Source organism: Haliea sp. E1-2-M8, assembly GCF_030649675.1.
Lineage (GTDB): Bacteria > Pseudomonadota > Gammaproteobacteria > Pseudomonadales > Halieaceae > Haliea.
The window spans coordinates 187,115-209,834 of record NZ_JAUTDR010000005.1; the positions used below are offsets into that span (position 1 = coordinate 187,115).

Annotated in this window: 22 protein-coding genes; 10 read left to right on the forward strand and 12 right to left on the reverse strand. The window is 63.6% G+C overall.

Annotated features, from left to right (window positions below; genetic code table 11):
• Nucleotides 1-72: 72 nt before the first annotated feature.
• The 4 genes from Q6D67_RS06140 to Q6D67_RS06155 form a co-directional block, all read right to left on the reverse strand.
• Nucleotides 73-1,362: a DEAD/DEAH box helicase gene (locus Q6D67_RS06140; RefSeq protein WP_304704710.1), complete on the reverse strand. Its 1,290-nt coding sequence runs from the start codon at nt 1,360-1,362 to the stop codon at nt 73-75.
• 127 nt (nt 1,363-1,489) lie between these two features.
• Complete coding sequence (locus Q6D67_RS06145) at nt 1,490-2,488, reverse strand: alpha-L-glutamate ligase-like protein (protein ID WP_304704711.1); 999 nt, start codon at nt 2,486-2,488, stop codon at nt 1,490-1,492.
• A complete protein-coding gene (locus tag Q6D67_RS06150; protein WP_304704712.1) occupies nt 2,485-4,008 on the reverse strand; it encodes an inactive transglutaminase family protein in 1,524 nt (507 codons plus the stop codon). Before Q6D67_RS06150 ends, Q6D67_RS06145 begins: the two co-directional genes overlap by 4 nt.
• A gap of 8 nt (nt 4,009-4,016) precedes the next feature.
• Nucleotides 4,017-4,661 carry a RimK/LysX family protein gene (locus Q6D67_RS06155; protein WP_304704713.1) on the reverse strand — a complete coding sequence of 215 codons (645 nt, stop codon included), beginning with the start codon at nt 4,659-4,661 and terminating at the stop codon, nt 4,017-4,019.
• 187 nt (nt 4,662-4,848) lie between these two features.
• Here Q6D67_RS06155 and msrB point away from each other — a divergent pair, with 187 nt between their 5' ends.
• Nucleotides 4,849-5,289, forward strand: coding sequence for a peptide-methionine (R)-S-oxide reductase MsrB (gene msrB, locus Q6D67_RS06160; protein ID WP_304704714.1), 441 nt, complete (start codon nt 4,849-4,851; stop codon nt 5,287-5,289).
• A 4-nt stretch (nt 5,290-5,293) separates the two neighbouring features.
• A complete protein-coding gene (locus Q6D67_RS06165) occupies nt 5,294-5,731 on the forward strand; it encodes a thioesterase family protein (RefSeq protein ID WP_304704715.1) in 438 nt (145 codons plus the stop codon).
• 18 nt (nt 5,732-5,749) lie between these two features.
• On the opposite strand, the gene Q6D67_RS06170 is transcribed toward Q6D67_RS06165, so the two are convergent.
• Nucleotides 5,750-6,949: a magnesium transporter gene (locus Q6D67_RS06170; protein WP_304704716.1), complete on the reverse strand. Its 1,200-nt coding sequence runs from the start codon at nt 6,947-6,949 to the stop codon at nt 5,750-5,752.
• On the reverse strand, nt 6,946-7,353 hold the full coding sequence (locus Q6D67_RS06175) for a hypothetical protein (protein WP_304704717.1): 408 nt from the start codon (nt 7,351-7,353) through the stop codon (nt 6,946-6,948). Before Q6D67_RS06175 ends, Q6D67_RS06170 begins: the two co-directional genes overlap by 4 nt.
• 200 nt (nt 7,354-7,553) lie before the next feature.
• Between Q6D67_RS06175 and Q6D67_RS06180 the strand changes: the two genes are divergently transcribed.
• From Q6D67_RS06180 to Q6D67_RS06215, 8 genes are all read left to right on the forward strand, one after another.
• A complete protein-coding gene (locus tag Q6D67_RS06180) occupies nt 7,554-8,963 on the forward strand; it encodes a tetratricopeptide repeat-containing sulfotransferase family protein (protein WP_304704718.1) in 1,410 nt (469 codons plus the stop codon).
• Between the two features lie 157 nt (nt 8,964-9,120).
• Nucleotides 9,121-10,560, forward strand: a complete 1,440-nt coding sequence (sufB, locus tag Q6D67_RS06185; protein WP_304704719.1) for a Fe-S cluster assembly protein SufB — start codon at nt 9,121-9,123, stop codon at nt 10,558-10,560.
• A 50-nt stretch (nt 10,561-10,610) separates the two neighbouring features.
• Nucleotides 10,611-11,357: a Fe-S cluster assembly ATPase SufC gene (gene sufC / locus Q6D67_RS06190; RefSeq protein ID WP_304704720.1), complete on the forward strand. Its 747-nt coding sequence runs from the start codon at nt 10,611-10,613 to the stop codon at nt 11,355-11,357.
• 11 nt (nt 11,358-11,368) lie between these two features.
• Nucleotides 11,369-12,661: a Fe-S cluster assembly protein SufD gene (gene sufD / locus Q6D67_RS06195; RefSeq protein ID WP_304704721.1), complete on the forward strand. Its 1,293-nt coding sequence runs from the start codon at nt 11,369-11,371 to the stop codon at nt 12,659-12,661.
• Complete coding sequence (locus Q6D67_RS06200; protein WP_304704722.1) at nt 12,658-13,905, forward strand: aminotransferase class V-fold PLP-dependent enzyme; 1,248 nt, start codon at nt 12,658-12,660, stop codon at nt 13,903-13,905. Before sufD ends, Q6D67_RS06200 begins: the two co-directional genes overlap by 4 nt.
• A gap of 11 nt (nt 13,906-13,916) precedes the next feature.
• Nucleotides 13,917-14,273 carry an iron-sulfur cluster assembly accessory protein gene (locus Q6D67_RS06205; protein WP_304704723.1) on the forward strand — a complete coding sequence of 119 codons (357 nt, stop codon included), beginning with the start codon at nt 13,917-13,919 and terminating at the stop codon, nt 14,271-14,273.
• Nucleotides 14,274-14,289: 16 nt separating this feature from the next.
• Nucleotides 14,290-14,832 carry a putative Fe-S cluster assembly protein SufT gene (gene sufT / locus Q6D67_RS06210; RefSeq protein WP_304704724.1) on the forward strand — a complete coding sequence of 181 codons (543 nt, stop codon included), beginning with the start codon at nt 14,290-14,292 and terminating at the stop codon, nt 14,830-14,832.
• 13 nt (nt 14,833-14,845) lie between these two features.
• On the forward strand, nt 14,846-15,286 hold the full coding sequence (locus Q6D67_RS06215) for a SufE family protein (protein WP_304704725.1): 441 nt from the start codon (nt 14,846-14,848) through the stop codon (nt 15,284-15,286).
• Between the two features lie 22 nt (nt 15,287-15,308).
• Here Q6D67_RS06215 and Q6D67_RS06220 read toward each other — a convergent pair whose 3' ends face one another.
• The 6 genes from Q6D67_RS06220 to Q6D67_RS06245 form a co-directional block, all read right to left on the reverse strand.
• On the reverse strand, nt 15,309-17,051 hold the full coding sequence (locus tag Q6D67_RS06220; RefSeq protein ID WP_304704726.1) for a DUF5666 domain-containing protein: 1,743 nt from the start codon (nt 17,049-17,051) through the stop codon (nt 15,309-15,311).
• A complete protein-coding gene (locus tag Q6D67_RS06225) occupies nt 17,048-17,863 on the reverse strand; it encodes a DUF6502 family protein (RefSeq protein ID WP_304704727.1) in 816 nt (271 codons plus the stop codon). The genes Q6D67_RS06220 and Q6D67_RS06225 overlap by 4 nt, the downstream gene beginning before the upstream one ends.
• A gap of 116 nt (nt 17,864-17,979) precedes the next feature.
• The gene (locus Q6D67_RS06230) at nt 17,980-19,302 is read right to left on the reverse strand and encodes an MFS transporter (protein ID WP_304704728.1); all 1,323 of its coding nucleotides are present in this window, start codon (nt 19,300-19,302) and stop codon (nt 17,980-17,982) included.
• Nucleotides 19,302-20,891, reverse strand: a complete 1,590-nt coding sequence (locus tag Q6D67_RS06235) for an ABC transporter ATP-binding protein (protein ID WP_304704729.1) — start codon at nt 20,889-20,891, stop codon at nt 19,302-19,304. Before Q6D67_RS06235 ends, Q6D67_RS06230 begins: the two co-directional genes overlap by 1 nt.
• 6 nt (nt 20,892-20,897) lie before the next feature.
• Entirely contained in the window at nt 20,898-21,785 is an 888-nt protein-coding gene (locus Q6D67_RS06240; protein WP_304704730.1) for an ABC transporter permease, read from the reverse strand.
• The gene (locus tag Q6D67_RS06245; RefSeq protein ID WP_304704731.1) at nt 21,786-22,718 is read right to left on the reverse strand and encodes an ABC transporter permease; all 933 of its coding nucleotides are present in this window, start codon (nt 22,716-22,718) and stop codon (nt 21,786-21,788) included.
• Between the last annotated feature and the right edge of the window lie 2 nt (nt 22,719-22,720).

Consider the following 22,720-nt stretch of genomic DNA (forward strand, 5'->3'; position numbering starts at 1 on the left):
ACCGGAGCAGGATTACAGGAAGTGGTTAGCGGCGCAAGTGCTGCGCCGGATCAAGCGGAGAGGAACCCTTCTTCACCGAGCCGGGCGATTGCCGTTACCCGCACCGCCGCCGCTGCGGCGACGGCGCTGGCCGCGATTCGCCGCATCAGCGGCCGGCGGGCCGGCGCGGCGCGCCGGTCTCTGGCTCTGGGGGCGGCCGGTCGCACCGGGGCGCCCCTGGGGCACCGCGTGCTCGGGCTCGAAGCCCTCGATTTCCTCCCGCGGCAAGGACTTGCGAATAAGCTTTTCAATCCCGGCCAGGTAATCAGCCTCGTCCGCACTCACCAGTGAGTACGCGTGGCCGGAGGCACCGGCACGACCGGTGCGCCCGATACGGTGCACGTAGTCTTCGGCAACGTTGGGCAGGTCGAAGTTGACCACCTGCGGCAGTTGTTCAATGTCGAGACCGCGGGCAGCGATATCCGTGGCGACCAGCGCCTGAACCTTGCCCCGCTTGAAATCGCCCAGGGCCTTGGTTCGTGCATTCTGGCTCTTGTTGCCATGGATCGCGACGGCGCTGATGCCGTTCTTCTCCAGCTGCTGGCTCAGCTTGTTGGCGCCGTGCTTGGTGCGGGTGAATACCAGCACCTGGTGCCAGGCGTTGCTTTGCACCAGGTGGCTGAGCAACTCCGGTTTGCGTTTTTTGTCCACCGGATAGACCCACTGGGTCACCATGTCCGCCGTGGCATTGGGGGGAGCGACTTCCACTTTCACCGGGCTCTGCATATAACCCTGGGCGAGCTTGGTGATTTCGGCGGAAAAGGTTGCCGAGAACATCAGGGTCTGGCGCTGTGTCGGCAGTAACTTGACGATCCGCTTTATGTCGTTGATGAAGCCCATGTCCAGCATGCGGTCCGCTTCGTCAAATACCAGCACCTCGAGGTCGCTGAAATCGACAAAGCCCTGACCGTGCAGGTCCAGCAGGCGTCCCGGCGTTGCCACCAGCACGTCGACGCCGCGCTTGAGCAGGGCGATCTGGGGATTGATCTTGACGCCCCCGAACACTACCGCCGAGCGGAAGTCGTCATATTTTCCGTAATCGCGCACACTCTCCTGCACCTGGGCGGCGAGCTCACGGGTGGGGGTCAATACCAGGGCACGACAACGGTTGGCCTTGACCGGCTTGCCGCCGGTGAGGCGATGCAGCAGCGGCAGGGTGAAGGCGGCGGTCTTGCCGGTGCCGGTCTGGGCGGCGGCCATCACATCCTGGCCTGCAAGGATCAGGGGAATGGCTTTCGCCTGAATTGGGGAAGGGGTTTCGTAGCCCTGGTCGGCAATAGCGCGCATCAGGCTGGCGGACAGCCCGAGGGTGTCAAAGGTCATAGTCAGCAATCTCTGTGGGAATGTATAAAAGGTAAATCGGAGGGGTGATGCTGACGAGGAATGGCACCGTCAGCGGGTGCGAGCTGGGAATACTACGCTAATCTGTCGTGAATGCAAGCTGCGCGAATCAGGCTGCGCCAGAGGGAAAGGCCACGGGCTCTTCTGGAAAGACCGGTTCCGGACGGTGAAAGCGGTCGCGAGCGAGGCGGACGCGGGCCGCGTGGTCAGGTGCGGTAGCGGCGATTTCCTCTGCCATTCGCAGGCGGTGGATCAGGCCTTCCTGGTTCGCCACCTGAATCGCCAGCCCGGGTCGCGCATTCAATTCCAGCAACATCGGGCCACGCTGCCTGTCCAGTACGATGTCCGCTCCCAGGTAGCCCAGGCCGGTCATCTCGGCGCAGCTGGCGGCGAGGTCCAGAATCGCGTCCCAGTCGGGCAGGCGCAGGGATTTGAAGCAGGCTCCGGTGTCGGGGTGGTGGGTGACCAGGCTGCCGTGCTGGACAGCGGCGATGCTGTGGCCGTCACCGATATCTATCCCCACGCCCACCGCGCCCTGGTGCAGGTTGGCCTTGCCGTCCGAGGCGTGCGTCGCACAGCGCATCATGGCCATGACCGGTACCCCGCGGAGCACGATCACCCGGATGTCCGGCACCCCCTCGTAACTGTACTCCGCCAGCGCCGGATTGAAGTCAATCAGCGCTTCGATCATGGCAAAGTCGTTGCGGCCACCGAGACTGTGCAGGCCGGCGAGAATATTGGAGGTGTGCCGGCGCAGGTCGCGGTCTGCAATGACGCTGCCACTGGACTTCACAAAGCGGTCCCCGTCGCGGCCGACAACAACCAGGATACCCTTGCCGCCGCTACCCTGCACCGGCTTGATAACAAAGGCATCCCGATCCTGGACCTGCTCCATAATATGGTCAATCTGGAACTGGTGCTCAATCACGCCATACAGCTCTGGCACCACGATACCGCGCTCCAGCGCCGCCTTCTTGGTGAGCAGCTTGTTGTCCACCAGCTGGTAATTGCGACGCGGGTTGTTGGCACCGATGAAGGAAATGTTGCGGCGGTTCATCCCCAGGATGCCAAGCCGGCGCAGGGTGGAGGGAGCTACCAGCCTGATCATTTCATATTGGCCATGTCGCGGAAGCGATACAGCTCCGACAAGCGGTAACCGGTGTACTTGCCGATCAGCAGGATGACGCCGAGCAGGCTGACCAGCAGTTCCGGAAAGTTGAAGGTGAGATGCTCAACCACCGACAGGGACATCACCAGGTAGGCCATGATCGCCACCAGCAGACTGCCACCGCCCTGCACCATCACCTCACGGCCACCCTCTTCTTCCCAGAGGATGGACATGCGCTCGATTGTCCAGGCCAGGATAATGGTCGGGAAGAACGTCACGGTGAGGGCCTGGTCCAGGCCCAGCTTGTAGCTGATCAGCGCCAGCACAGCCATCAGCAGGATCACCACAATGACCACCGCCGACACCCGGGCCACCAGGAGCAGGTTGAGATGACTCAGCCAGGATCGGATCCAGAGGCCAACGCTCACCAGGCTCAGGAAGATGACCAGGCCCACCAGCAAGGTAGTCTGCAGAAACGCGAGGGCGATAAGGATAGGCATGAAAGTGCCGGACGTCTTCAGGCCCACCAGGATACGCATCACCACCACCACAAAGGCGGCTACCGGCAACAGCAGGATGCCCTTGAAGATCCCCTGCTGCTCTACCGGCAGGGCGTAGATGGAAAAGTCGAGCAGGGCGAAGTCGTCGCTGCGCTGCTCCATGCTGACCACGGTCTTGGCGGACAGGCTGTTACTCACAAGGGCGAATTCGAGCCGCGAATCGCGCCCCCCCATCACCCGCAGCGCGGCGCCATCGCCGCGCTGCCAGATGAAGAAATTGTCCGGCAAACCACTGACCGCGGTCACTGGATCCAGCAACTGCCAGTCACTGCCATCGTGAATTTCCAGCAGCGCGCTCAGAGTCTGGCGCCGGCGCCCGTCCTGCAGCTGGATACCGCGCACAGTGTGGGCCGGGATACCCGCGTAGGCCAGCACGTCGAGCATGACCCGCAGCGACGTTTCACGGTAGGTGCCGAGGAGAAATTCTGCGTCCTGGCTCGGCTGCGACCGCGCCAGCTCCTGGATCAGCAGCGCGGCAAAGGTCGCCGGGCCGCTGGAACGATCCCGCAGGTCCATGACCAAACGCTCCATGGCCGCCCGCTGGTCCGCCTCCAGCAATGGCGCCTCCACCTCGCTCACCGGGAAATCGGGCAGCAGGTCCCGGTTGGCGCGATAGGCCTGCTGCTTGTAGTAGAGCGTGGTGGGATGCTCGAGGGACTGCCGCGACCACCGCGCCACCTTGCCATCCCCTTCCTCCACGACGGAAAAGCCAAACCCCGAGGAGGCAAAGTGTTCTTCCAGGGTGACCCAGCCGCCCAGCCCCGAGGGCAGTTCCAGCTCCACGTCCACCGGACCGTCACTGGGCTGGAAGCTGATCTTGGTCTCGATGGTCCACACTTCCCGCGACTCACCGGGCCAGAGCGGCAGGTCCAGGCTCACCACCTTGTAGGCGGTCAGGACCAGACCGAAGAGAATCAAGGCGCCGGCAACAATGCCGACCTTGTATTTGGATGCAATCATGGCGGCTGCTAGTTACCCAGGGTGTGGCGACGGCTGACGTCAACGATTGCGACGTCAGTCAACAGGTTGCGCCCTACCACCAGCGGGTAAGGCATATCGGCACGCTCAGACAGGCCGACTTCTACCCGCGTGCGGTTATCGCCAAAGGCCAGCCACATCTGCACCACGTAATTGCGGGTGGTACTGCCATCCGCATGCTGGTTGGACACGCGGCGCCGCACCAGGGCTTCAATTTCGTGCTCGTCCCCCGTTTCCGGGTCGGCGAGCGTGTAACTCACATAACGCTTGCCATCCTTTTCCAGCAGGCGAATGTTGCGGGCTGCAACGGTGGTGCCCTCCGCCGCCGTATCAATGATCGCCTCCAGACGCAGTCCGGGGGGATCAACCGTGACAAACTCGAGCACACCAATGATCGGCAGGTCCAGTTCTCCAGCCGTAGCAGGCGGGGGCGGTGGTGGTGGTGGCGGCGCCGGGCGCAGCACGATCTTTTCCAGCACGCGCGGTGCGGGGCACTCCTCGATCTGACACACCGGGCAATCCGGAACCTGCACCTCCGGACAGACTTCTGCTACGGGCTCCGGGCCGGGCACGGTCTGGCACCCAGCCAGCACCGCGACCGCCAACAACGTTGCACCTCTACTCAACAATGACATGCGTTCCCCTGACACTGCGCCGGTCGTCCTGCCGGCGTCGGACAAATGAGTATACTGTAGCTTGCGCAGGAAAATCACGCGCCATGGCAAGAGCGACTGCGGCGGGCGTTACCGAGGGATCGGCCGGGCTTGATATTCGCCGGGCTTGCCCCTACTGTGCGGCCATCGCCCACAAGAGGATTAGCCGATGCTGACCTGGAATGATGTCCGCCGCTTCGCCGAGGAGGGCAACCCCGCCCCAGATCGGACCCTGCAGCGCAGCGACGAAGAATGGGCTGAGCTACTGACGCCTGAGCAGTTTCAGGTCACCCGCAAGGCCGGCACTGAGCGGGCCTTCAGCAACGAGATGTGCTCCCGCTTCGAGCCCGGGGCCTATAGCTGCGTCTGCTGTGACACGCTGCTATTCGACGGCGACACGAAGTTCGAGTCCGGTACCGGCTGGCCGTCCTTCACCCAGCCCGCCAGGGAAAACGCAATCGCCTACCACAGTGACAACAGCGTTGGTCGCAGCCGGATTGAAACCACCTGCAACACCTGCGGCGCGCACCTGGGACACGTATTTCCCGATGGCCCGCCTCCCGGGGGGCTGCGTTACTGCATGAACGCGGCCGCGCTGCGCAAGTGCTAGGCCGATGGCGGCCACCATCCTGCCCTACCGCAACACCATGCTGGTACGCTTCAGCGACACCGATGCGCAGGGTCATCTGTATTTCGCCAACTATCTGGTTTATGCCGATGAAGTCGCGGGTTTTTACATGGAAGAGCTGGGCCTCAATGCCATGAACCCGCAGGCAGCGCCCTGCTTCATTTTCACCGTGAATATCAATTGTGACTACCTCGGCGAATGCCGGGCCTATGAGACCGTGGAAGTCCGGCTGGGTTACACCCGCCTCGGGAGCAGCAGTGCGGACCTGGCATTCGAACTGTATGCAGATCGCGGCAGCCGAATCCTGGCTCGGGGCAGCATCACCCAGGTCTTTACCGACAAGGAATCGCGCAGGCCGACCCCAATTCCAGCGCAGTTCCGGGCGGCGATCGTAGCGCGCCAGCCCGCGCTTGCGGATGCCTGACAGGCCACCCCCACCACGCTACAACAACAGCGCAGTAGCCAGGAACAGCATCAGACCCATCCCCAGAATGTCGGTGAACGTGGTGAGGAAAATACTGCTCGCCGTCGCCGGGTCGGCACCAAACCGCCGCAGAGTGAGCGGCACCATCACCCCGAAGATTCCGCTGCCCACGCAGGCACCCACCATCGCCACCAGGATTACCAGACCCAGCACCAGCGGATTGTCCGCTCCGCTCATGCTGGCGTAGGCCCACATGGCAATCGCGGCCACACAGCCCACCACGAAACCATTCATCGCGCCCAGCGCCATCTCCTTGCGCAGGAGGCGCGAAACCGGTATCTCCGCGATTTCTCCCACGGTCATGCCGCGCAGGGTTATAGCCAGCGCCTGACAGCCCGTATTGCCACTCTGCCCCGCCAGCACCGGCAAAAAAACCGCAAGCGCAACAATCTGGGTAATCGTCTCTTCAAAGATACCAACCACGAACGCTGCGGCAAACGCGGTCAGCAGATTCACCTGTAACCAGGGGTGGCGCATGCGGAAGGCGGACCAGATACCTGTGCCTACGCGCTCCTCGCGGCTTAAACCGACCATGCTACCGGTCTGCAGGCTCAGCTCAGACGCCATGCGCTCAAACAGCTGCCAACCGTAGACCAGGCCCAGCAGGCGCCCCTCCTCGTCAACTGCCGGGTAAATACGGTGACGCCGCCGCAGAGCCTGCTGAATGGCCTCGGGCAGCAGGGTGTCGCGGGTAAAGGCAAAGGGTTCCGGAGTCATGATCTCGGCCAGGCGCTGACCCGGGCGTCCCAGCAGCAGGTCGCGCATTGCCACCGTGCCCAGCAGGCGGCCCTCTGCCCCGGCGACGTAGATATAGGTGATGGTGGCCGTTGTGTTGGCCTGGACCAGGTAATCCAGGGCGCCGGCCACGGTGGTCTCCGGGCCCAGCACTCCGGCAGGAGCCACCAGCAATTCCTCAACCGTGTGGCTTTCGCCGCTGCCGACCTGGCCCATGTATTCCAGCTCCACCGGGCCCTCCCCAACGGCCGCAGGCGGGCCGCCGAGGTGGGAGGCGATCGCCAGGGCCTGGTCCGGGGGCAACACGGCCAGCACCTGCTGCTGCTGCTCTGGCGGCATGTCCTGCAACAATTCCGCGGCGTCAGCTGCCGATGCCTCGCGGATCTCTTCGGCCAGCGCTGCCGGGCTCTGATTCGACGTCATGCACCCTCTCCAGGCAGTCGCACACTGGCCTTCTGCTGCCGCAGTCGCCAGGCATAGGCGAACAGCACAACTGCGCCGGCCACTTCGACAGCTACGGATACGGGCGCCAGCGTGGCCTCATGCAGCAGCGCTGACAGGATGCGGAATACGGCAGCGCTGCCCAGCAGCAGGCAGGCGCCTAACAGAGGCTGCGCCTGCTGCCGCCAAACACCCAGCCCGATAAAGACCGTCAGAGTGAAGAAAAATGCGCTGAAATCACCAATCTGGGTATTGCGCGCGACCCCATCGAGCAGCGGCATGTCGAGCATTGCCGCGGCGCCGGCGGGGGCCAGTAGCCAATTGAGAAAACTGACGCCGAACAGCAGGCCAAACAGTCCCGAGATTGTTCGCAGTGTGGTCGTCATGGCTGTCATTCCATAATTTGCTGGCACAGGGGTGCCTCAATGTTGCATGACTCGGCCCGCCATGACCAGTTCTTCGTCACGCCGGATAACGCTACACAGCAAAAATCGTTGACCCGTCTGCAGGGCTGGGCAACTATCCGCGATCAGGACCGCGCGGCGCCCGCGCCGCGTGATCGGTGGCACAGAAGGGACCCGCCCACATGCAACCCCTGCACAGGGACGACGACACAGCCATTGCAGCCATCAGGGCCAGCCTCCAGCGCAAGGTCTTCGACCGGGCACTGCGAGCAAGCGAGCAGCAGCTGGCGCTGAGCCCCGACGATGCCGAGCTCTGGGCCCTGAAGGGCCAGGCACTACAGGGGCTGGGCCGCTGGACAGACGCTGAAGCCTGTTTTCTGCGGGGCCTGGAATTCAGTCCCGGCAATGCCCGCCTGCTGGTCCTGCAGGGGCACCTGTACACCCGGCTGGGCCGCGGCGAGGACGCCGTCTCCTGTTACACCCGGGCACTGGCGCGGGACCCGGGCCTGACTGACGCCTACCGCGGGCTGCTCAACTTCCGCGCGATTCCTGCCGATGGCCCCGAAGTCGCGGAGTTGCTCGCCCTGGCCCTGAACGAACGCCGGACCGACAATGCGCGGGCCCGCGCGCTGTTCCTGCTGGGCCAGATCTTCGTCGATGCCGGTATGGACCACCCGGGGTTCGCCTTCTTCCGCCAGGCCAATGCCCTGGTGGCCAGCACGATCGAACGCGGCAAGCGCGAGTACCAGGTCACCGCAGGCGCCAGCGCAATGACGGCGGAGTTTTTCCGCCACCATGCCCGCTCCATACCGGCCGCACCGGCCTGCCCCGCCATCATCGTTGCCGGGCTGCCGCGCTCGGGCAAGAGCCTGGTGGAAAACCTGCTGTCCGCGCACCCCCTGGTCAGCGCCGGGGGTGAACTTGCGCTGGTGCGCAAACTTGTCGGCGACCTCGACCAGCGCCCGGGGCTGGAAGCACTCGCCGCGCGCCTGTCAGCGGAAACCGCCTCGCCGCTGGGCCGACACTGCCCACCCCTGGCTGCCGGAGCCCGCTACCTGGTCGACACCTCACCGGCCAATCTCGGCAGGCTCGGCTACCTGGCCCTGCTGCACCCGGAAGTCCCGATCATTTTTTGCCGGCGCGAGGTTCTGGACCACGGCCTGGCCCTGTACTTCAAGAATTTCCGTAGCGGGCATCGCTACAGCTACCAGTTGGGCACCACCGGGCGCGCCATTGCCCTGGCAGAAAAACTCATTTGCCACTGGCGACAGGCACTGCCCAACCCCATGTTCGAGGTGCACTACGAGGAGCTGGTCCGAGACCCCCAGGGGACGCAACAGGCACTGTATGCGGGCCTGGGCCTGCCGCCGCCTCCGCCCCTGGAGCGCCCCGGGACGGGCGCCGAATGGCGCGTATTCCCCAGCCGTTCCATAGACTCGATGGGTAGCATCAGCGCCGAACTGGTCGGTTTCGCGGACCGCTTCCGCAGCCAGCTCGAGCCTCTGGCCAAAGCCTATGCGGCAGAAATTGCGCATTCCGGGTTCGCTCCGAGGGCCACAGGCCAGCGTAAGCCCGGACGCAGCGACGGCTGAGACCAGCATTGCACCGCCGCCTATAGTCGACTAAAATGGTCAGGTATTTTCCGGCAATGAAAAACCAGCTGCCGGCACAGACAGCCATGGATCTCCATGAGAAAATGTGCCCCGGATACCGTCGGGCGCCGATGCCCGCCCCAACAGGTCAAGCACTATGTCGCAGGAACAGATAGAGCACGCCATACACAAGGAATACGCGGCCGGCTTCTCCACTGATATCGAGTCGGACACCCTGCCCCCGGGGCTGGATGAAGATACCGTCCGCTTTATATCTGCGCGCAAGAACGAGCCCGACTGGCTGCTTGAATGGCGCCTGGAAGCCTACCGCAGCTGGCGGGAAATGGCCGAACCCACGTGGGCGCATGTTCACTACCCGCCGGTAAAGTTCGAGGAAATGTCGTACTTTTCCTCCCCCAAGGCAATGAAAGACCGTCCCCAGAGCCTGGACGAAGTCGACCCGCAGCTGATCGAAACCTACAACAAGCTGGGCATACCCCTGCACGAGCAGGCGGCCCTGGCCGGCGTTGCGGTGGATGCGGTGTTCGACTCGGTCTCCGTCACCACCACCTTCCGGGAAAAGCTGTGGGAGGCCGGGGTCATATTCTGCTCGATCTCCGAGGCGGTGAAAGATTATCCCGATCTGGTCAAGAAATACCTGGGCAGCGTGGTCCCGCGCAAGGACAACTTCTACGCCGCACTCAACAGCGCGGTCTACAGCGACGGCTCTTTCGTCTACATCCCCAAGGGGGTGCGCTGCCCGATGGAGCTGTCCACCTACTTCCGCATCAACGAAGCCAAGACCGGCCAGTTCGAGCGCACCCTGATCATCGCCGACGAGGGCAGCCATGTCAGCTACCTCGAGGGCTGTACCGCGCCGATGCGCGACGAAAACCAGCTCCACGCCGCGGTCGTGGAGCTGGTTGCGCTGGATGGCGCCGAAATCAAATATTCCACGGTGCAGAACTGGTACCCCGGCGACGCCGAGGGCAAGGGCGGCATCTACAATTTCGTCACCAAGCGCGGTGTTGCCCACCGCAACGCCAAGATCTCCTGGACCCAGGTGGAAACCGGCTCCGCCATTACCTGGAAATACCCGAGCTGCATCCTGCGCGGCGACAACAGCATCGGCGAGTTCTACTCGGTGGCACTGACCAACAACGCCCAGCAGGCCGATACCGGCACCAAGATGATACATCTGGGCAAGAACACCCGCTCCACCATCATTTCCAAGGGCATCTCCGCGGGCAACAGCTCCAACGCCTATCGCGGCCTGGTACGCATGAGCCCGCGCGCCGAGGGCGCCCGCAACTACACCCAGTGCGACTCGCTGCTGATCGGTGATCGCAGCGCCGCGCACACGTTTCCCTACATCGAAAGCCGCAATCCGAGCGCTGTCGTGGAGCACGAAGCGACCACCTCCAAGGTCAGCGACGACCAGCTCTACCTGTGCCAGCAACGCGGCCTGGATGCGGAAAAAGCGGTCTCCATGATCGTCAACGGCTTCTGCAAGGAAGTCTTCCGCGAGCTGCCCATGGAATTTGCCATGGAAGCCGGCAAACTGCTGGAAGTGAGCCTTGAGGGCTCCGTCGGCTAGTAAATTGACAACCGCGCGGCCCCGAGGCCACGCTCTGGAGCACAATCACCATGCTGAAAGTCGACAACCTGCACGTCAGGGTTGAAAGCGAAGATATTCTCAAGGGGCTCAACCTGACGGTAAAAGCCGGCGAGGTGCACGCCATCATGGGCCCCAACGGGTCCGGCAAGAGCACCCTGGGCCACGTGCTGGCCGGGCGCCCGGGCTATACCGTGACCGCAGGCTCGGCCCATTTGTTGGGCCAGGACCTGCTGGCGCTGGCTACCGAAGAGCGCGCCCATCTGGGTCTGTTTCTGGCCTTCCAGTACCCGGTGGAAATACCAGGTGTGAGTAACATGGAATTCCTCAAGGCTTCGGTCGACGCGGTGCGCGAACATCGCGGCGAACCGGCCATCGACAGCGTCAGTTTCATGAAGCAGGCCCGGGAGGCCTGCAAGAGCGTGGATCTGGATCAGGCCTTTCTCAAGCGGGGCGTGAACGAGGGCTTTTCCGGCGGCGAGAAAAAACGCAATGAGCTGCTGCAGATGATGCTGCTGCAACCGAAGCTGTGCATCATGGACGAAACTGACAGCGGGCTCGACATCGATGCTCTGCAGGTGGTGGCAGCCGGCATCAATGCCATGCGCAGTCCCGACCGCAGCTTCATTCTGGTCACCCACTACCAGCGCCTGCTGAACTTCATCGAACCGGATTACGTGCACGTGCTATCCGGCGGGCGCATCGTCAAATCCGGCGACAAGTCCCTGGCCCTGGAACTCGAGGAGCGGGGCTACGCCTGGCTGGAGGACGTGGCCTGATGGTGGATTTCATGCAGCGACCGCTGGCACAGGCCTCCTCTGCGGCGCCAGCCTGGTTGCAGGATATCCAGAGCCGCGGCCGCGATGCCTGGAAGGATACCCGTTTGCCCACGCGCAAGACGGAAGCCTGGAAATATACCAGCCTGCAACCGCTGCAGCAGTCGTTTGCTGTTCCCGGGCGCGACGCGGCCAAGGCCGATGTATCCGCTATAAACCTGCCGCAGCTGGGCGGGCCGACCCTGGTATTTACCGACGGCGTGTACCGGGCCGAGCTGTCCTCGACGGTCCTGCCCTCTGGCCTGACCCTGGTACGTTTCGCCGACGCGGATGCCGCCCAGGCGGAACAGATCCGCACCGCCCTCGGCAGCGCCCTGTTACCGGGACGGCATGTTTTTGCACCGCTGAATGAAGCCACCCTTGCGGACGGCGTATTCCTGCAGGTTGCCGCCAACGCGGTTGTCGAGCAGCCGGTGCATATCGCCTGGCTGACCACCGGCCAGCACGAAGCCATCAGTATTACCCAGCGCCTGCTGGTCTGCCTCGGCGCCAACAGCCAGGCCACCGTGGTGGAGACCTATGCCAACAAGGCCACCGGCGGTACCGCTTTTACCAACGGGATCACAGAACTGTTGCTGGACCGCGGCGCGCGCCTGCACCACTACCGGCTGCAACTGGAGCAGGGTGGCGCGGTACACATCGGCGGCGTGCACGCCCGTCTCGGCGCCGACAGCCTGCTGAGCGGCTTCCACCTGGCCCTGGGCAGTGCCCTGAAGCGGATCGACCTGGTAGTCGACCACCAGGGCCCCGGCGCCCACTGCGATCTGGACGGCATTTACCTGCCCCGCGGCACCGAGACCGTGGACTACCACACCTGCATTGAACACAGCGTACCCAACTGCACCAGCAAGGAGCGCTTTCGCGGCATTATCGCCGACGAGGCCACCGCGGTGTTCAACGGTCGCATTCACATCCACCCGGACGCGCAGAAAACCCGTGCCGAGCTCAGCAATAAAAACCTGCTGACCAGCAACAAGGCCGAAATCAACACCAAGCCGGAACTGGAGATCTACGCCGACGATGTGCAGTGCGCCCACGGCGCCACGGTGGCGCAGCTGGATCCGCTTGCCCTGCATTATCTGCGTACCCGGGGTGTGCCGAAGGAAGAGGCCGAGGTCATGCTCAGCTACGGCTTCATCAACGAGCTGGTGGAAGCGGTAGCGGAGCCAGGGCTGCAGGCATTCCTGAAGCCGCTGCTGGCCAACCGGTTTGCCCCGGAACCCCGGCTGACGAGGCACATCCTGTGACCTCCCCGGCTGCCGTAACCCGGCCCGTTTTCGACCCGGCCGCGATCCGCCTCGACTTTCCCATCCTGCAGCAGCAGGTCAATGGCCAGCCGCTGGTGTACCTGGACAACGCTGCCACCACCCAGAAGCCAGAGGTAGTGATTGAGGCTATCAGCCACTATTACCGCCACGATAACGCCAATGTGCACCGGGGTGCCCACACCCTGAGCGACCGGGCAACGGTGGCCTTCGAAAACGCCAGGTCAACCGTGTCCCGGTTCATCAACAGCCCGGCGCCCTCTCAGGTGATCTGGGTGCGCGGCGCAACGGAAGCGATCAACCTGGTAGCACACAGCTGGGGCCGCAGTACCCTGGAGGCTGGAGATCGCATTCTGGTTTCGTATCTGGAGCATCACTCCAATATCGTTCCCTGGCAGATGATCGCCGCTGCGACAGGTGCCGAGGTAATCCCCATCCCGATCACTGGCGGCGGCGATGTCGACCTTGAAGCCCTGGCTACGTTGCTCGACGAGCGGGTCAAGCTGGTCGCCGTCAATCACGTCTCCAATGCCCTGGGCACCATCAATCCGGTGGCGGAAATAACCCGCATGGCCCAGGCAGTGGGGGCCCGGGTACTGGTCGACGGCGCCCAGGCCACCGCCCACATGGCGGTGGACGTGCAGGCCATCGGCTGCGACTTCTACACCTTCTCTGGCCACAAACTGTTCGGGCCCACCGGCATCGGCGTGCTCTGGGGCAAAGAGTCGGTGCTGGAGGCCATGCCGCCCTTTTTCGGCGGCGGCGAGATGATCGAGACCGTGAGCTTCAGCGGCAGCACCTGGAACGTATTGCCCTTCAAATTCGAGGCGGGCACACCCAACATCGCCGGCGCAATCGGCCTGGCGGCCGCGATCGACTACCTCAACGCGCTGGATATGGACGCCGCGGCACAGCACGAAGTGGCACTGCTGGAGCAGTCCCTCGCGCTTGGCGCGGAGGTCGAGGGGTTGCGCCGAATCGGCGATCCCGCCCAATCCGTCGGCATCTTCAGCTTCGTGATTGACGGGGTCCACCCCTCGGATCTCGGCATGCTGCTGGACCAGCAGGGCATCGCGGTGCGCACCGGGCACCACTGCACCCAGCCACTGATGGCGCACTACCAGGTGCCCGGGACGGTGCGTGCCTCCTATTCCCTGTACAATACCGCCGATGATGTCGAGCGGCTGTTCGCGGGCATTCACAAGGCCAAGCGCCTATTTGGCTAGAAGGTTGATTCATGAGTGTAAAGACTTTTGACGTTACCACCGACGCCCTGCTGGTGACCCCGGCAGCCGCGGCGCACCTGAAGAAGCAGCTGGCGTTGTCCGGCAAGCACGCGGTGCGCCTCAGCGTGAAGGAAAGTGGCTGCACCGGCTTCATGTATGTGCTGGACGAAGTGGAGCAGGGAGAAGCGGGCGACCTGGAACTGCACCCCGAGGAGGGCCTCGATGTGTACGTCGACACCGGCTCCCTGAAAGTGCTCAGGGGCACCCGGGTTGACTTCGAAAAGGAAGGCTTGAACCGCACCCTCAAGTTCCACAACCCCAACGTCACCGCCGCCTGCGGCTGCGGCGAAAGTTTCAGCATCAGCTGAGCCGGACGGAGCACGCATGAGCGCCCAGGAAAGAACCCTGCTGACCACCCAGCGTGACTGCCCCGGCCGGCTGGTCCCGGTGGGTGACGCGGTCACGATTCCCGCCCATACCTTTGTCACCCTGACCCAGGCCCTGGGTGGCAATTACACGGTCATTTACAACGGCAATATGGTGCGGGTAGACGGTACCGATGCCGACGCCCTCGGACTGACGGCCCAGAAACTTGAGTTCGATGCCCCCACAGATGGCCTGGTGCACGAGGACCAGGTATGGGATGCGCTGCGCACGGTATTCGACCCGGAAGTGCCCGTGGACCTGGTCAATCTCGGCCTGATCTACAGCATGGACATCGACCAGGACGCAGGCAGGGTAGATATCCGCATGACCCTGACCGCGCCCGGCTGCGGCATGGGGCCGGTGCTGGTGGGTGATGTCAAATACCGGGTGGCGCAGGTCCCCAACGTGCGCGAGGTTGCCGTGGAACTGGTGTTCGACCCACCCTGGAGGCGCGACATGATGTCGGAAGAAGCCCAGCTCGAAACGGGCATGTTTTACTAGGGAGTACCCCAGAGTGCCTGATTCAGCGGCGAGCAACCCTTTCGGCCACAGCATCAGCAGCGAGGATATTGTCGACACCCTGTCGTTCTTTGACGACTGGGAAGACCGTTACAAGTACATCATCGACCTCGGCAGGGAACTGCCATCCATGCCCGAGGAACTGCATACCGAAGAGCGCAAGATCCGCGGTTGCCAGAGTCAGGTGTGGATAGACACCCAGCTCGAAGAGGGGCGGCTGCAGCTGTCAGTGGACAGCGACGCTTTCATCGTCAAGGGCCTGCTAGGCGTGGTGCTCGCGGCCTATAACGACAAAACGCCGGCGGAGGTGCTGGCGTTTGATATCGATAACTACTTCGAGCAACTGGATTTGCTGGGCCACCTCTCCCCCACCCGTGGCAACGGTTTGCGGGCCATGGTGGCCCGCATCCGGGAGATTGCTGCCGCAGCAGGGTAAGCTCTGAAAGCCTGAGGGCTAATCAAACCTCATCATCGTCGTCGATGCCATCGTCATCATCTACCAGATCGTCGTCGTCCGTCAGGTCATCGCCATCCGTAAGGTCCTCGCCGTCATCGCTCAGGTCGTCGTCATCCGTCAGATCGTCATCATCCGTCAGGTCATCGTCACTGGGGTCATCCTGACTGTCATCTGAGAAGTCGTCACAGCCGTCGCTGGAGTCGTCCACAGTGTCGTCATCGAGGGAGTCGTCGTCACCGAAGCAGGCGAACTCGCGCTCTCCCTCCAGCGCGTCCCGGTCTTCGAACTCGACCTCGTCAGCAACGCCGTCGGCGTTCTCTGCGTCCTTGACCCTGACCAGATCGCCTTCCTGAACATTGGCGAAGAACACCTCGGGGCTGATGTCATCGTCGTCCCGGTCTTCGAATTCCGCGCCGCTGGTGCTGTAGGTAAGGCCCAGAATCGTAATGTCGACACCCGAGGTGAATGACTGTACCGGCCCCTGCAGCACATGGTCATCGTCGTCATCGTCACGATCGATAGTGGTGGCAAACAGGGTGTCGCCGTCCAGGAACGCCTCCACCTCCAGGAAATCACCGGGCGCGATGTCGGCGAGAGTGAGGTTGTCCACCCGGTCGGTGTCGTCGTCGAGGCGGGTGCGCGCATTCAGTTGCACGGTAAGCATGCCCGGCACCAGCTGCAGGGTAACGGTCTCGTCCTCGCCGTCAACCTCGAATACCGGCGCTTCGATCTTGATCCGGCCACGCCGGGATTCTATCCGGGTTGCAACGAGGTTGTTGCCATCCCAGGTACCCTCGATTTGCACTACCGCACCGTTGCCCAGGCTGAGATCGGCTGGGCTCAGCACGGCGTCGCGTGCGTCGACATCGACCCCGCCCACCCGGAAACTGCCGACACTGGCAAAGCGGGTGACCGCACCCTGCACGCGCACGGTCTCACCGTCCTCGAAGCGGCTGCTGGTGCCCCGGTCAAACTCCACCCGGGACGCGGTGATCACGGTTCCGCTCAGAGTACCGCGCACCTTGACCAACTGACCGTCGGCGATGCTGCTGCCCGGGAAACCCACCAGGTCGGCGGCGCCGAACTCGACGCTGAGGTCGCCCAGGGCAAATTCCGAGCCGGATACCATTGCCGCTGTACCGCGAACCTGAATTTGTGTCTGGCCCGCCACAAAACGGGATTCGCGCTCTACCCGGGTAGCGCGCAGGCTGTCGCCGCGGCCGGTGAAACCCGAGACTTCAACCACGTCGTTGACGGCGAGGGTTTCGAAGGTGACGTCGTCAAACACCGTCCCGGCGTTCTCAACAATCACATTGATACCGAGGATAGTCAGCAGCTTCGAGTTGCCATCCGCGCTGATTTCGATGGCCGAGATAGGTCCTTTCAGTTCATTGTCGTACAGCACCTGCTCGGCGGTGCCATTGACACCATCGTCATCGACTTCACCGGTAACCAGCACCACCATACCCAGGCGCAGGGCCTCCTCACCGCGGGTTTCGCCATCGATGATGACTTCTGCGTCATCGGTGTCGAAGCGCACGCCATTGACAAAGATACTGCCAAAGCCATCGATGGTACCGCTGCTGGTCGTGCTCTGACCGGAGCCACCGATACCACCACCGCCGCCGGGAGGGGGGGAAGTCACGGCGACACTGTCGCCACCACCACCGCCGCCACAGGCTGCAAGAACCAGGGCGAGGGCACTTGCTGTAGCCACAGGGCGTGGCAAGAATTTGCTTTTCATGAGGATTGCTCCTGCTCTGAGAGCTCAATAAAATAGATGCCTACGGCAACGTAGGCCGTGTCTTCACTGGATTCCCGCTGTTCGTCGACCTGGTGGCGGGACAGCCAGGCATTGTATTCTTCGAGGAGCTCCTGGGATTTGCGATTGGACAGCTCCCGAAACTCGTTGACCGCGGCTGCAGCGACGGATGCGTTGGACACCTTGCGCTGGAAATACCGCTCACCTGGCCGGGCCTCGAGGTTGTGGCCGATGGTATAGATCAGTTCGCCCACATCCCTGCCCAGAATGTTGATCTTGTCGAATGGCGTCGCCATTGGAATATAGGCGCGCTCCTTGAGCACAGCCTGGCCATCCTCCACCAGGACGTTATTGCTGGCCTGCAAAATGGACATCATGGCTGCCGGCGGTATATCGCCACTGTAGCGCTTGACCAGCGCCGAGAAGCTCCCGGCCTCGCCATCCTGGGGCAGCGCCGCGGGTTCACCATCGGCGCCACAGAATTCGCGGTCATTAAGCCAGCCACTGATGACCCGGATCGCGCGACTGTAGCGCCGGGCCGCCTCCGCGTTGGTGTCGGGGGCCGCCTCCCGCAGGCGACTGACTTCCTTGCGCGTCATACCGGTGATGGCGGATACCGCCGATACCGTCGGGCGCTTGCCGGAACGCTCAATCAGCAGGAAGCCCTCATCGGCGAAGGCCCGCCTGGCCAGCTCGGCAAAGGCCCCGTAGGCCATTCCGTGGGAAAGTAATACGCGCGCCAGCGGTCGCAGGATGCGGAGCACGGCGTAACTGAGAACTTGATGTATTGGCATATCCATATTTGGGAAATTATTCCCATTTAATGGATTTGTCAAATACCTGGCTGCGGATGCGCCGCGGAAACCGGTCAAAACTTGTACACGCCCACGGAATCGGGGCTGCCGAGGGATCAGTCCCCGGCCGCGGCCCGCCTGTAGGCCGGAAGCCCCTGCACGACGAGTCCGATGGCCAGCGGGCACACCAGCACTGGCAGCAGCGCCAGGGAGTAGCGCAACGCGAGGTCATCCCCGAAAGCGAAGTCGGTCAGCATGGCGACTGCCGTGGGCCCAAACGCCAGGCCCAACAGGTTGGTGACAAACAGCATCAGCGCAGATATCTGGGCGCGCATGCGGTTGGGGGTGATGAACTGCACCGCGGCAACGCCGACCCCGTAATGGGCATTGAGGAAAAAGACGATGGGCGCCGCCATCCATACCGCCATTGTCGGTGAGCCGCTTAAAGGCCCCAGCACCGCTGGCAGTACCCACAGGGCAGCCACCGCCAGGATAATCCGCAGGGGTGCGTCCTGGTAACCGCGCCGCAGCAGCGGCTCCACGGCCCAGCCACCGGCGAGGGCACCGAGGCTACCGGCGATAATGAACATCAGGCCGAAGCGACTGGCCGCCTCGGCACGGGGCAGATCAAAGCTGCGAATGAGAAATTCCGGATACCAGGCCATGGTGCCGTAGCCGAGGATGCCCAGCACTGCCACCGAGCCGATCGGGGCGACGTAGGCGCGAAGGTGCAGCCGAAGGTGCTGCCCGATGGCGTCCAGACCGGGCTGGGCCTCCACCCCGTGCAACTCGCCGAAAGCCGGGCGCCGCGCAGGTTCGCCAAGCAGCCCCAGGAATATCGCCAGCAAAAAGCCCGGCGCACCAACCGCGATGAACGTCATCTGCCAGGGCCGAACCTCGCCCAGAAACGGCACCACCGGTGGCGGCATGGTGGAGAACCACTCATGCACCATGCCGCCGACAATATACGCGAGCCCGCCACCGAGGGTGATGCCCAGACTGTAGACGGCCAGTGCCCGCGCCAGTTTCTCCCGCGGAAACAGATCGCCGAGCATGGAAAACGCTGCCGGTGACAGGGTGGCTTCCCCGACCCCGACCCCGATGCGCACCACGAACAGGGCGGCGAAACTGCGCGCGGCGCCGCAAAGGCAGGTCATCAGGCTCCAGGCCATCAGGCCTGCGGTAATGATCCAGTTGCGACTGTGGCGATCCGCCAGCCGGGCAATGGGAAGCCCCATGACGATGTAGAACATGGAGAAGGCAAAGCCGTGCAGCAGGCTGTACTGGACGTCACTGATCGCGAAATCCTCGCGGATGGGGCCGATCAGCACCGCCATGACATTGCGGTCGATAAAAGAGAGGATATACGCGAGCAGCAAAAGCAGCAGCGCGTAGTTGGCGCGGGCGGGGGGCGGAAAGTCCGGAGGGCCCGCAGCCATCAGGCCAGCAAAAGGCGCCCGGGAATCGACTGCAGCAACTGTCGGGTGTACTCCTGCTGCGGCCGCTCAAACAGCGCTTCCCCGGTGCCCTGCTCCACCACCTTGCCCTTGTACAGCACCAGGATGCGGTCGGCGATGTGCCGCACCACCGCGAGGTCGTGGGACACGAACAGCATGGTCAGACCGTATTCCCGGCCCAGTTCCAGCATCAGGTCCAGGATCTGGGCCTGGATGGTTACATCCAGCGCCGACACCGGCTCGTCGGCCACCACAAATTCGGGCCGGGTCGCCAGGGCCCGGCCGATGGCGATGCGCTGGCGCTGGCCGCCGGAGAATTCATGCGGATACTTGCGCACGAAAGCCCGCGCCAGGCCGACGTCATCCATCAACTTGAGTACGCCCTGCTCTACTGTCTTGCGGCTCTCGATCCCGTGCAGCAGCAGGGGTTCCGCCAGCGCGTCGTAGACCGACATGCGCGGATTGAGGGAGGCGTAGGGATCCTGGAAGATCATCTGCATGCGCCGCCGCATCTGCTTCAGGGCCACGCCCTCGAGCGCGGTCACATCGGTGCCGTCAAACAGCACTTCGCCGCTGGTTATCGGCACCAGCCGCAGGAGGGAGCGGCCGATGGTCGACTTGCCACTGCCGGACTCGCCCACCAGGCCCAGCACTTCACCACGCTGGATGGTAAAGCTGACATCATCCACCGCGCGCAGCGGCTCCCGGCCCCGGCCCTGGCCGAACCAGGTGCAGAGGTGGCTGACGGTAATCAGGTCGTCGCGCGCCTCACTGCTGACCGCCTTGCTGCCGGCGGGTATCGCGTCCAGCAGTTTGCGGGTGTAGGGATGCTGCGCCCGCTCGAAAATTGCAGCGCGATCACCCCGCTCCACCAGCTGCCCCTTCTCCATCACCACGATTTCGTCGGCGATGTCAGCCACCACCGACAGGTCGTGGCTGATGAAGATCACGCCGATGTTGCGCTTGTGCTGCAGCTCGGCCACCAACTTCAGGATCTGGGCCTGGATGGTCACATCCAGAGCCGTGGTGGGCTCATCGGCGATCAACAGCTTGGGTTCGTTGATCAGCGCCATCGCGATCATCACCCGCTGGCGCATGCCGCCGGAAAACTGGTGCGGGTACTGGTCTATGGTGGCGGCGGGTTCGCGCATGCCCACTTCCCCCAACAACTCGAGCGCACGCTCCCGGGCCACCGCCTTGCTGACCTTGCCGTGGTACACCAGAGGTTCGACAAGCTGGTCGCCAACGGTCATGTAGGGATTGAGGCAGGTCATCGGATCCTGGAAAATCATCGCGATGTCGCGGCCGCGAATTTCCCGCAACTGCGCCTCGCTCATGGCCAGCAGGTCGCGCCCCTCGAACAGGGCCGTGCCGCACTCCACGCTGGCCGGCGGCGAGGGCAGCAATCCCAGCAGGCTGTAGCAGGCCACCGACTTGCCGGAACCGGACTCACCGATGATGGCGGTGATCTTGCCCGACTCAACGTCGAAGCTGATCTTGTTGACCGCCGTGACCCGGCCATTGCGGGTGGTGAAGTCGACCTGCAGGTCGCGCACGCTGAGCAGGGCCATGGCCGGTCAGTCTCCGGAACCGCGCACGTCGAGCGCATCGCGCAGGCCGTCGCCAAAGAAGTTGAGGGCAAACAGGGTCAGGGTCAGCGCGGCGCCCGGGAATATCAACAGCCAGGGGTACTCCTCCATGGTCTCCGCACCGTAGGAGATCAGCAGGCCCCAGGAGGTCGCCGGAGGCTGCACCCCCAGCCCGAGGAAACTGAGGAAAGCCTCCAGCAGCATGACGCTGGGAATGGTCAGGGTGGTATAGACAATGATCGGGCCCAGCGCATTGGGCACCAGGTGGCGGCGGACAATGGTCGCCGGCGAAAGGCCCAGGGAAATAGCCGCCTCCACAAACTCCTGCTGGCGCAGGGACTGCACCTGGCCGCGCATGATTCGCGCCATGGTCAACCACTCCACCGCGCCAATGGCCAGGAACAGCAGCAGCAGATTGCGGCCGAACACCACCATCAGCAGCACGATAAAGATCATGAAGGGCAGCGCGTAGAGAATATCCACCAGCCGCATCATCACCGCATCCACGCGCCCGCCCACATAGCCCGCCACCGCGCCCCAGGTAACGCCGATCACCAGCGCCACCGCCGTGGCCACGAAGCCCACCGCCAGTGAAATGCGGCCGCCATACATGATCTGGGTCAGCAGGTCGCGGCCGAAGATATCCGTGCCCAGCCAGTGCGCTGCCGAAGGCGGCGCGGCGCCCAGGTCCAGGTCCTGGGCATCGTGGGCGTAGGGCGCCAGCCAGGGCGTGAGGATCGCGATCAGCACGAAGAACACCAGCACACACAGCCCGAACAGGGCCAGCCGGTTCTTGCGCAGCCGGCGCCAGGCATCCTGCCACAGCGACGTGCCCTGCTCCGCCAGCACTGCCTCGCTGTCCGCCACGGTACTCACTCAGGCCTCCCCGTACTGGGCGCGCAGGCGCGGATTGAGCCAGGCTGCAAGAATGTCCGACAGCAGGTTGAAGAGCACGATCAGGGTCGACAAAAACACCGTGGTGCCCAGGATCATGGTGTAGTCGCGGTTGAAGGCGGCCTGCACATAGAAACGCCCCAGGCCGGGGATCTGGAAAATGGTTTCAACAACAAAGGAGCCCGCCAGCAGGCCGGCAAAGGCGGGACCGAGGAAGGCCACCACCGGAATCAGGCCACCGCGCAGGGCGTGGCGGGTGACCACCTGCCACTCCGGCAAACCTTTGGCGCGGGCGGTGCGGATATAATCCTGGGACATGACCTCCAGCATGCCGGCGCGACTCAGGCGAGCGATATAGGCCGCATAGGCCGCCCCCAGAGTCAGGCTGGGAAGGATCTTGTCGCCGGGCATGTCGCCCCAGCCAGACACCGGCAGCCATTCCAGATGAATGCCAAACACCAGCACCAGCAGGGGACCGAGCAGGAAGGTCGGCATGCAGATGCCGATCATGGCCACCGACATGGGAATATAGTCCTGGGCGCTGTTGGGCTTGAGCGAGGCGAACACTCCGGCCAGCCCCCCCAGCAGCACTGCCACCAGCAGGGCGTAGGCCCCCAACTCGGCGGTGGCCGGCAGGCCGGCGGCAATCAGCTCATTCACACTGCGGCCGGGATACTTGAACGAGGGCCCCAATTCGCCGCGGGCGAGGTCACTCAGGTAGGCCAGGTACTGCTGCCCCAGCGGCAGGTCCAGCCGGTACTGTGCCTCCAGGGCAGCCTTGACCTCGGGAATGACGGCTTTTTCGCTGTCGAAGGGGCCACCGGGCGCAATCCGCACCAGGAAGAACGTGACCGTGATAACCGCCAGGATCACCGGTATCGCCTGCAGCAAACGCCCACCGACAAACCGCCACATAG

Excerpts from the sequence above, each read along its gene's own strand:
- Q6D67_RS06140 (WP_304704710.1), bottom strand. The coding sequence starts at position 1,362 with ATGACCTTTGACACCCTCGGGCTGTCCGCCAGCCTGATGCGCGCTATT.
- Q6D67_RS06145 (WP_304704711.1), bottom strand. The coding sequence starts at position 2,488 with ATGATCAGGCTGGTAGCTCCCTCCACCCTGCGCCGGCTTGGCATCCTG.
- Q6D67_RS06150 (WP_304704712.1), bottom strand. The coding sequence starts at position 4,008 with ATGATTGCATCCAAATACAAGGTCGGCATTGTTGCCGGCGCCTTGATT.
- Q6D67_RS06155 (WP_304704713.1), bottom strand. The coding sequence starts at position 4,661 with ATGTCATTGTTGAGTAGAGGTGCAACGTTGTTGGCGGTCGCGGTGCTG.
- msrB (WP_304704714.1), top strand. The coding sequence starts at position 4,849 with ATGCTGACCTGGAATGATGTCCGCCGCTTCGCCGAGGAGGGCAACCCC.
- Q6D67_RS06165 (WP_304704715.1), top strand. The coding sequence starts at position 5,294 with ATGGCGGCCACCATCCTGCCCTACCGCAACACCATGCTGGTACGCTTC.
- Q6D67_RS06170 (WP_304704716.1), bottom strand. The coding sequence starts at position 6,949 with ATGACGTCGAATCAGAGCCCGGCAGCGCTGGCCGAAGAGATCCGCGAG.
- Q6D67_RS06175 (WP_304704717.1), bottom strand. The coding sequence starts at position 7,353 with ATGACGACCACACTGCGAACAATCTCGGGACTGTTTGGCCTGCTGTTC.
- Q6D67_RS06180 (WP_304704718.1), top strand. The coding sequence starts at position 7,554 with ATGCAACCCCTGCACAGGGACGACGACACAGCCATTGCAGCCATCAGG.
- sufB (WP_304704719.1), top strand. The coding sequence starts at position 9,121 with ATGTCGCAGGAACAGATAGAGCACGCCATACACAAGGAATACGCGGCC.
- sufC (WP_304704720.1), top strand. The coding sequence starts at position 10,611 with ATGCTGAAAGTCGACAACCTGCACGTCAGGGTTGAAAGCGAAGATATT.
- sufD (WP_304704721.1), top strand. The coding sequence starts at position 11,369 with ATGCAGCGACCGCTGGCACAGGCCTCCTCTGCGGCGCCAGCCTGGTTG.
- Q6D67_RS06205 (WP_304704723.1), top strand. The coding sequence starts at position 13,917 with ATGAGTGTAAAGACTTTTGACGTTACCACCGACGCCCTGCTGGTGACC.
- sufT (WP_304704724.1), top strand. The coding sequence starts at position 14,290 with ATGAGCGCCCAGGAAAGAACCCTGCTGACCACCCAGCGTGACTGCCCC.
- Q6D67_RS06220 (WP_304704726.1), bottom strand. The coding sequence starts at position 17,051 with ATGAAAAGCAAATTCTTGCCACGCCCTGTGGCTACAGCAAGTGCCCTC.
- Q6D67_RS06225 (WP_304704727.1), bottom strand. The coding sequence starts at position 17,863 with ATGCCAATACATCAAGTTCTCAGTTACGCCGTGCTCCGCATCCTGCGA.
- Q6D67_RS06230 (WP_304704728.1), bottom strand. The coding sequence starts at position 19,302 with ATGGCTGCGGGCCCTCCGGACTTTCCGCCCCCCGCCCGCGCCAACTAC.
- Q6D67_RS06235 (WP_304704729.1), bottom strand. The coding sequence starts at position 20,891 with ATGGCCCTGCTCAGCGTGCGCGACCTGCAGGTCGACTTCACCACCCGC.
- Q6D67_RS06245 (WP_304704731.1), bottom strand. The coding sequence starts at position 22,718 with ATGTGGCGGTTTGTCGGTGGGCGTTTGCTGCAGGCGATACCGGTGATC.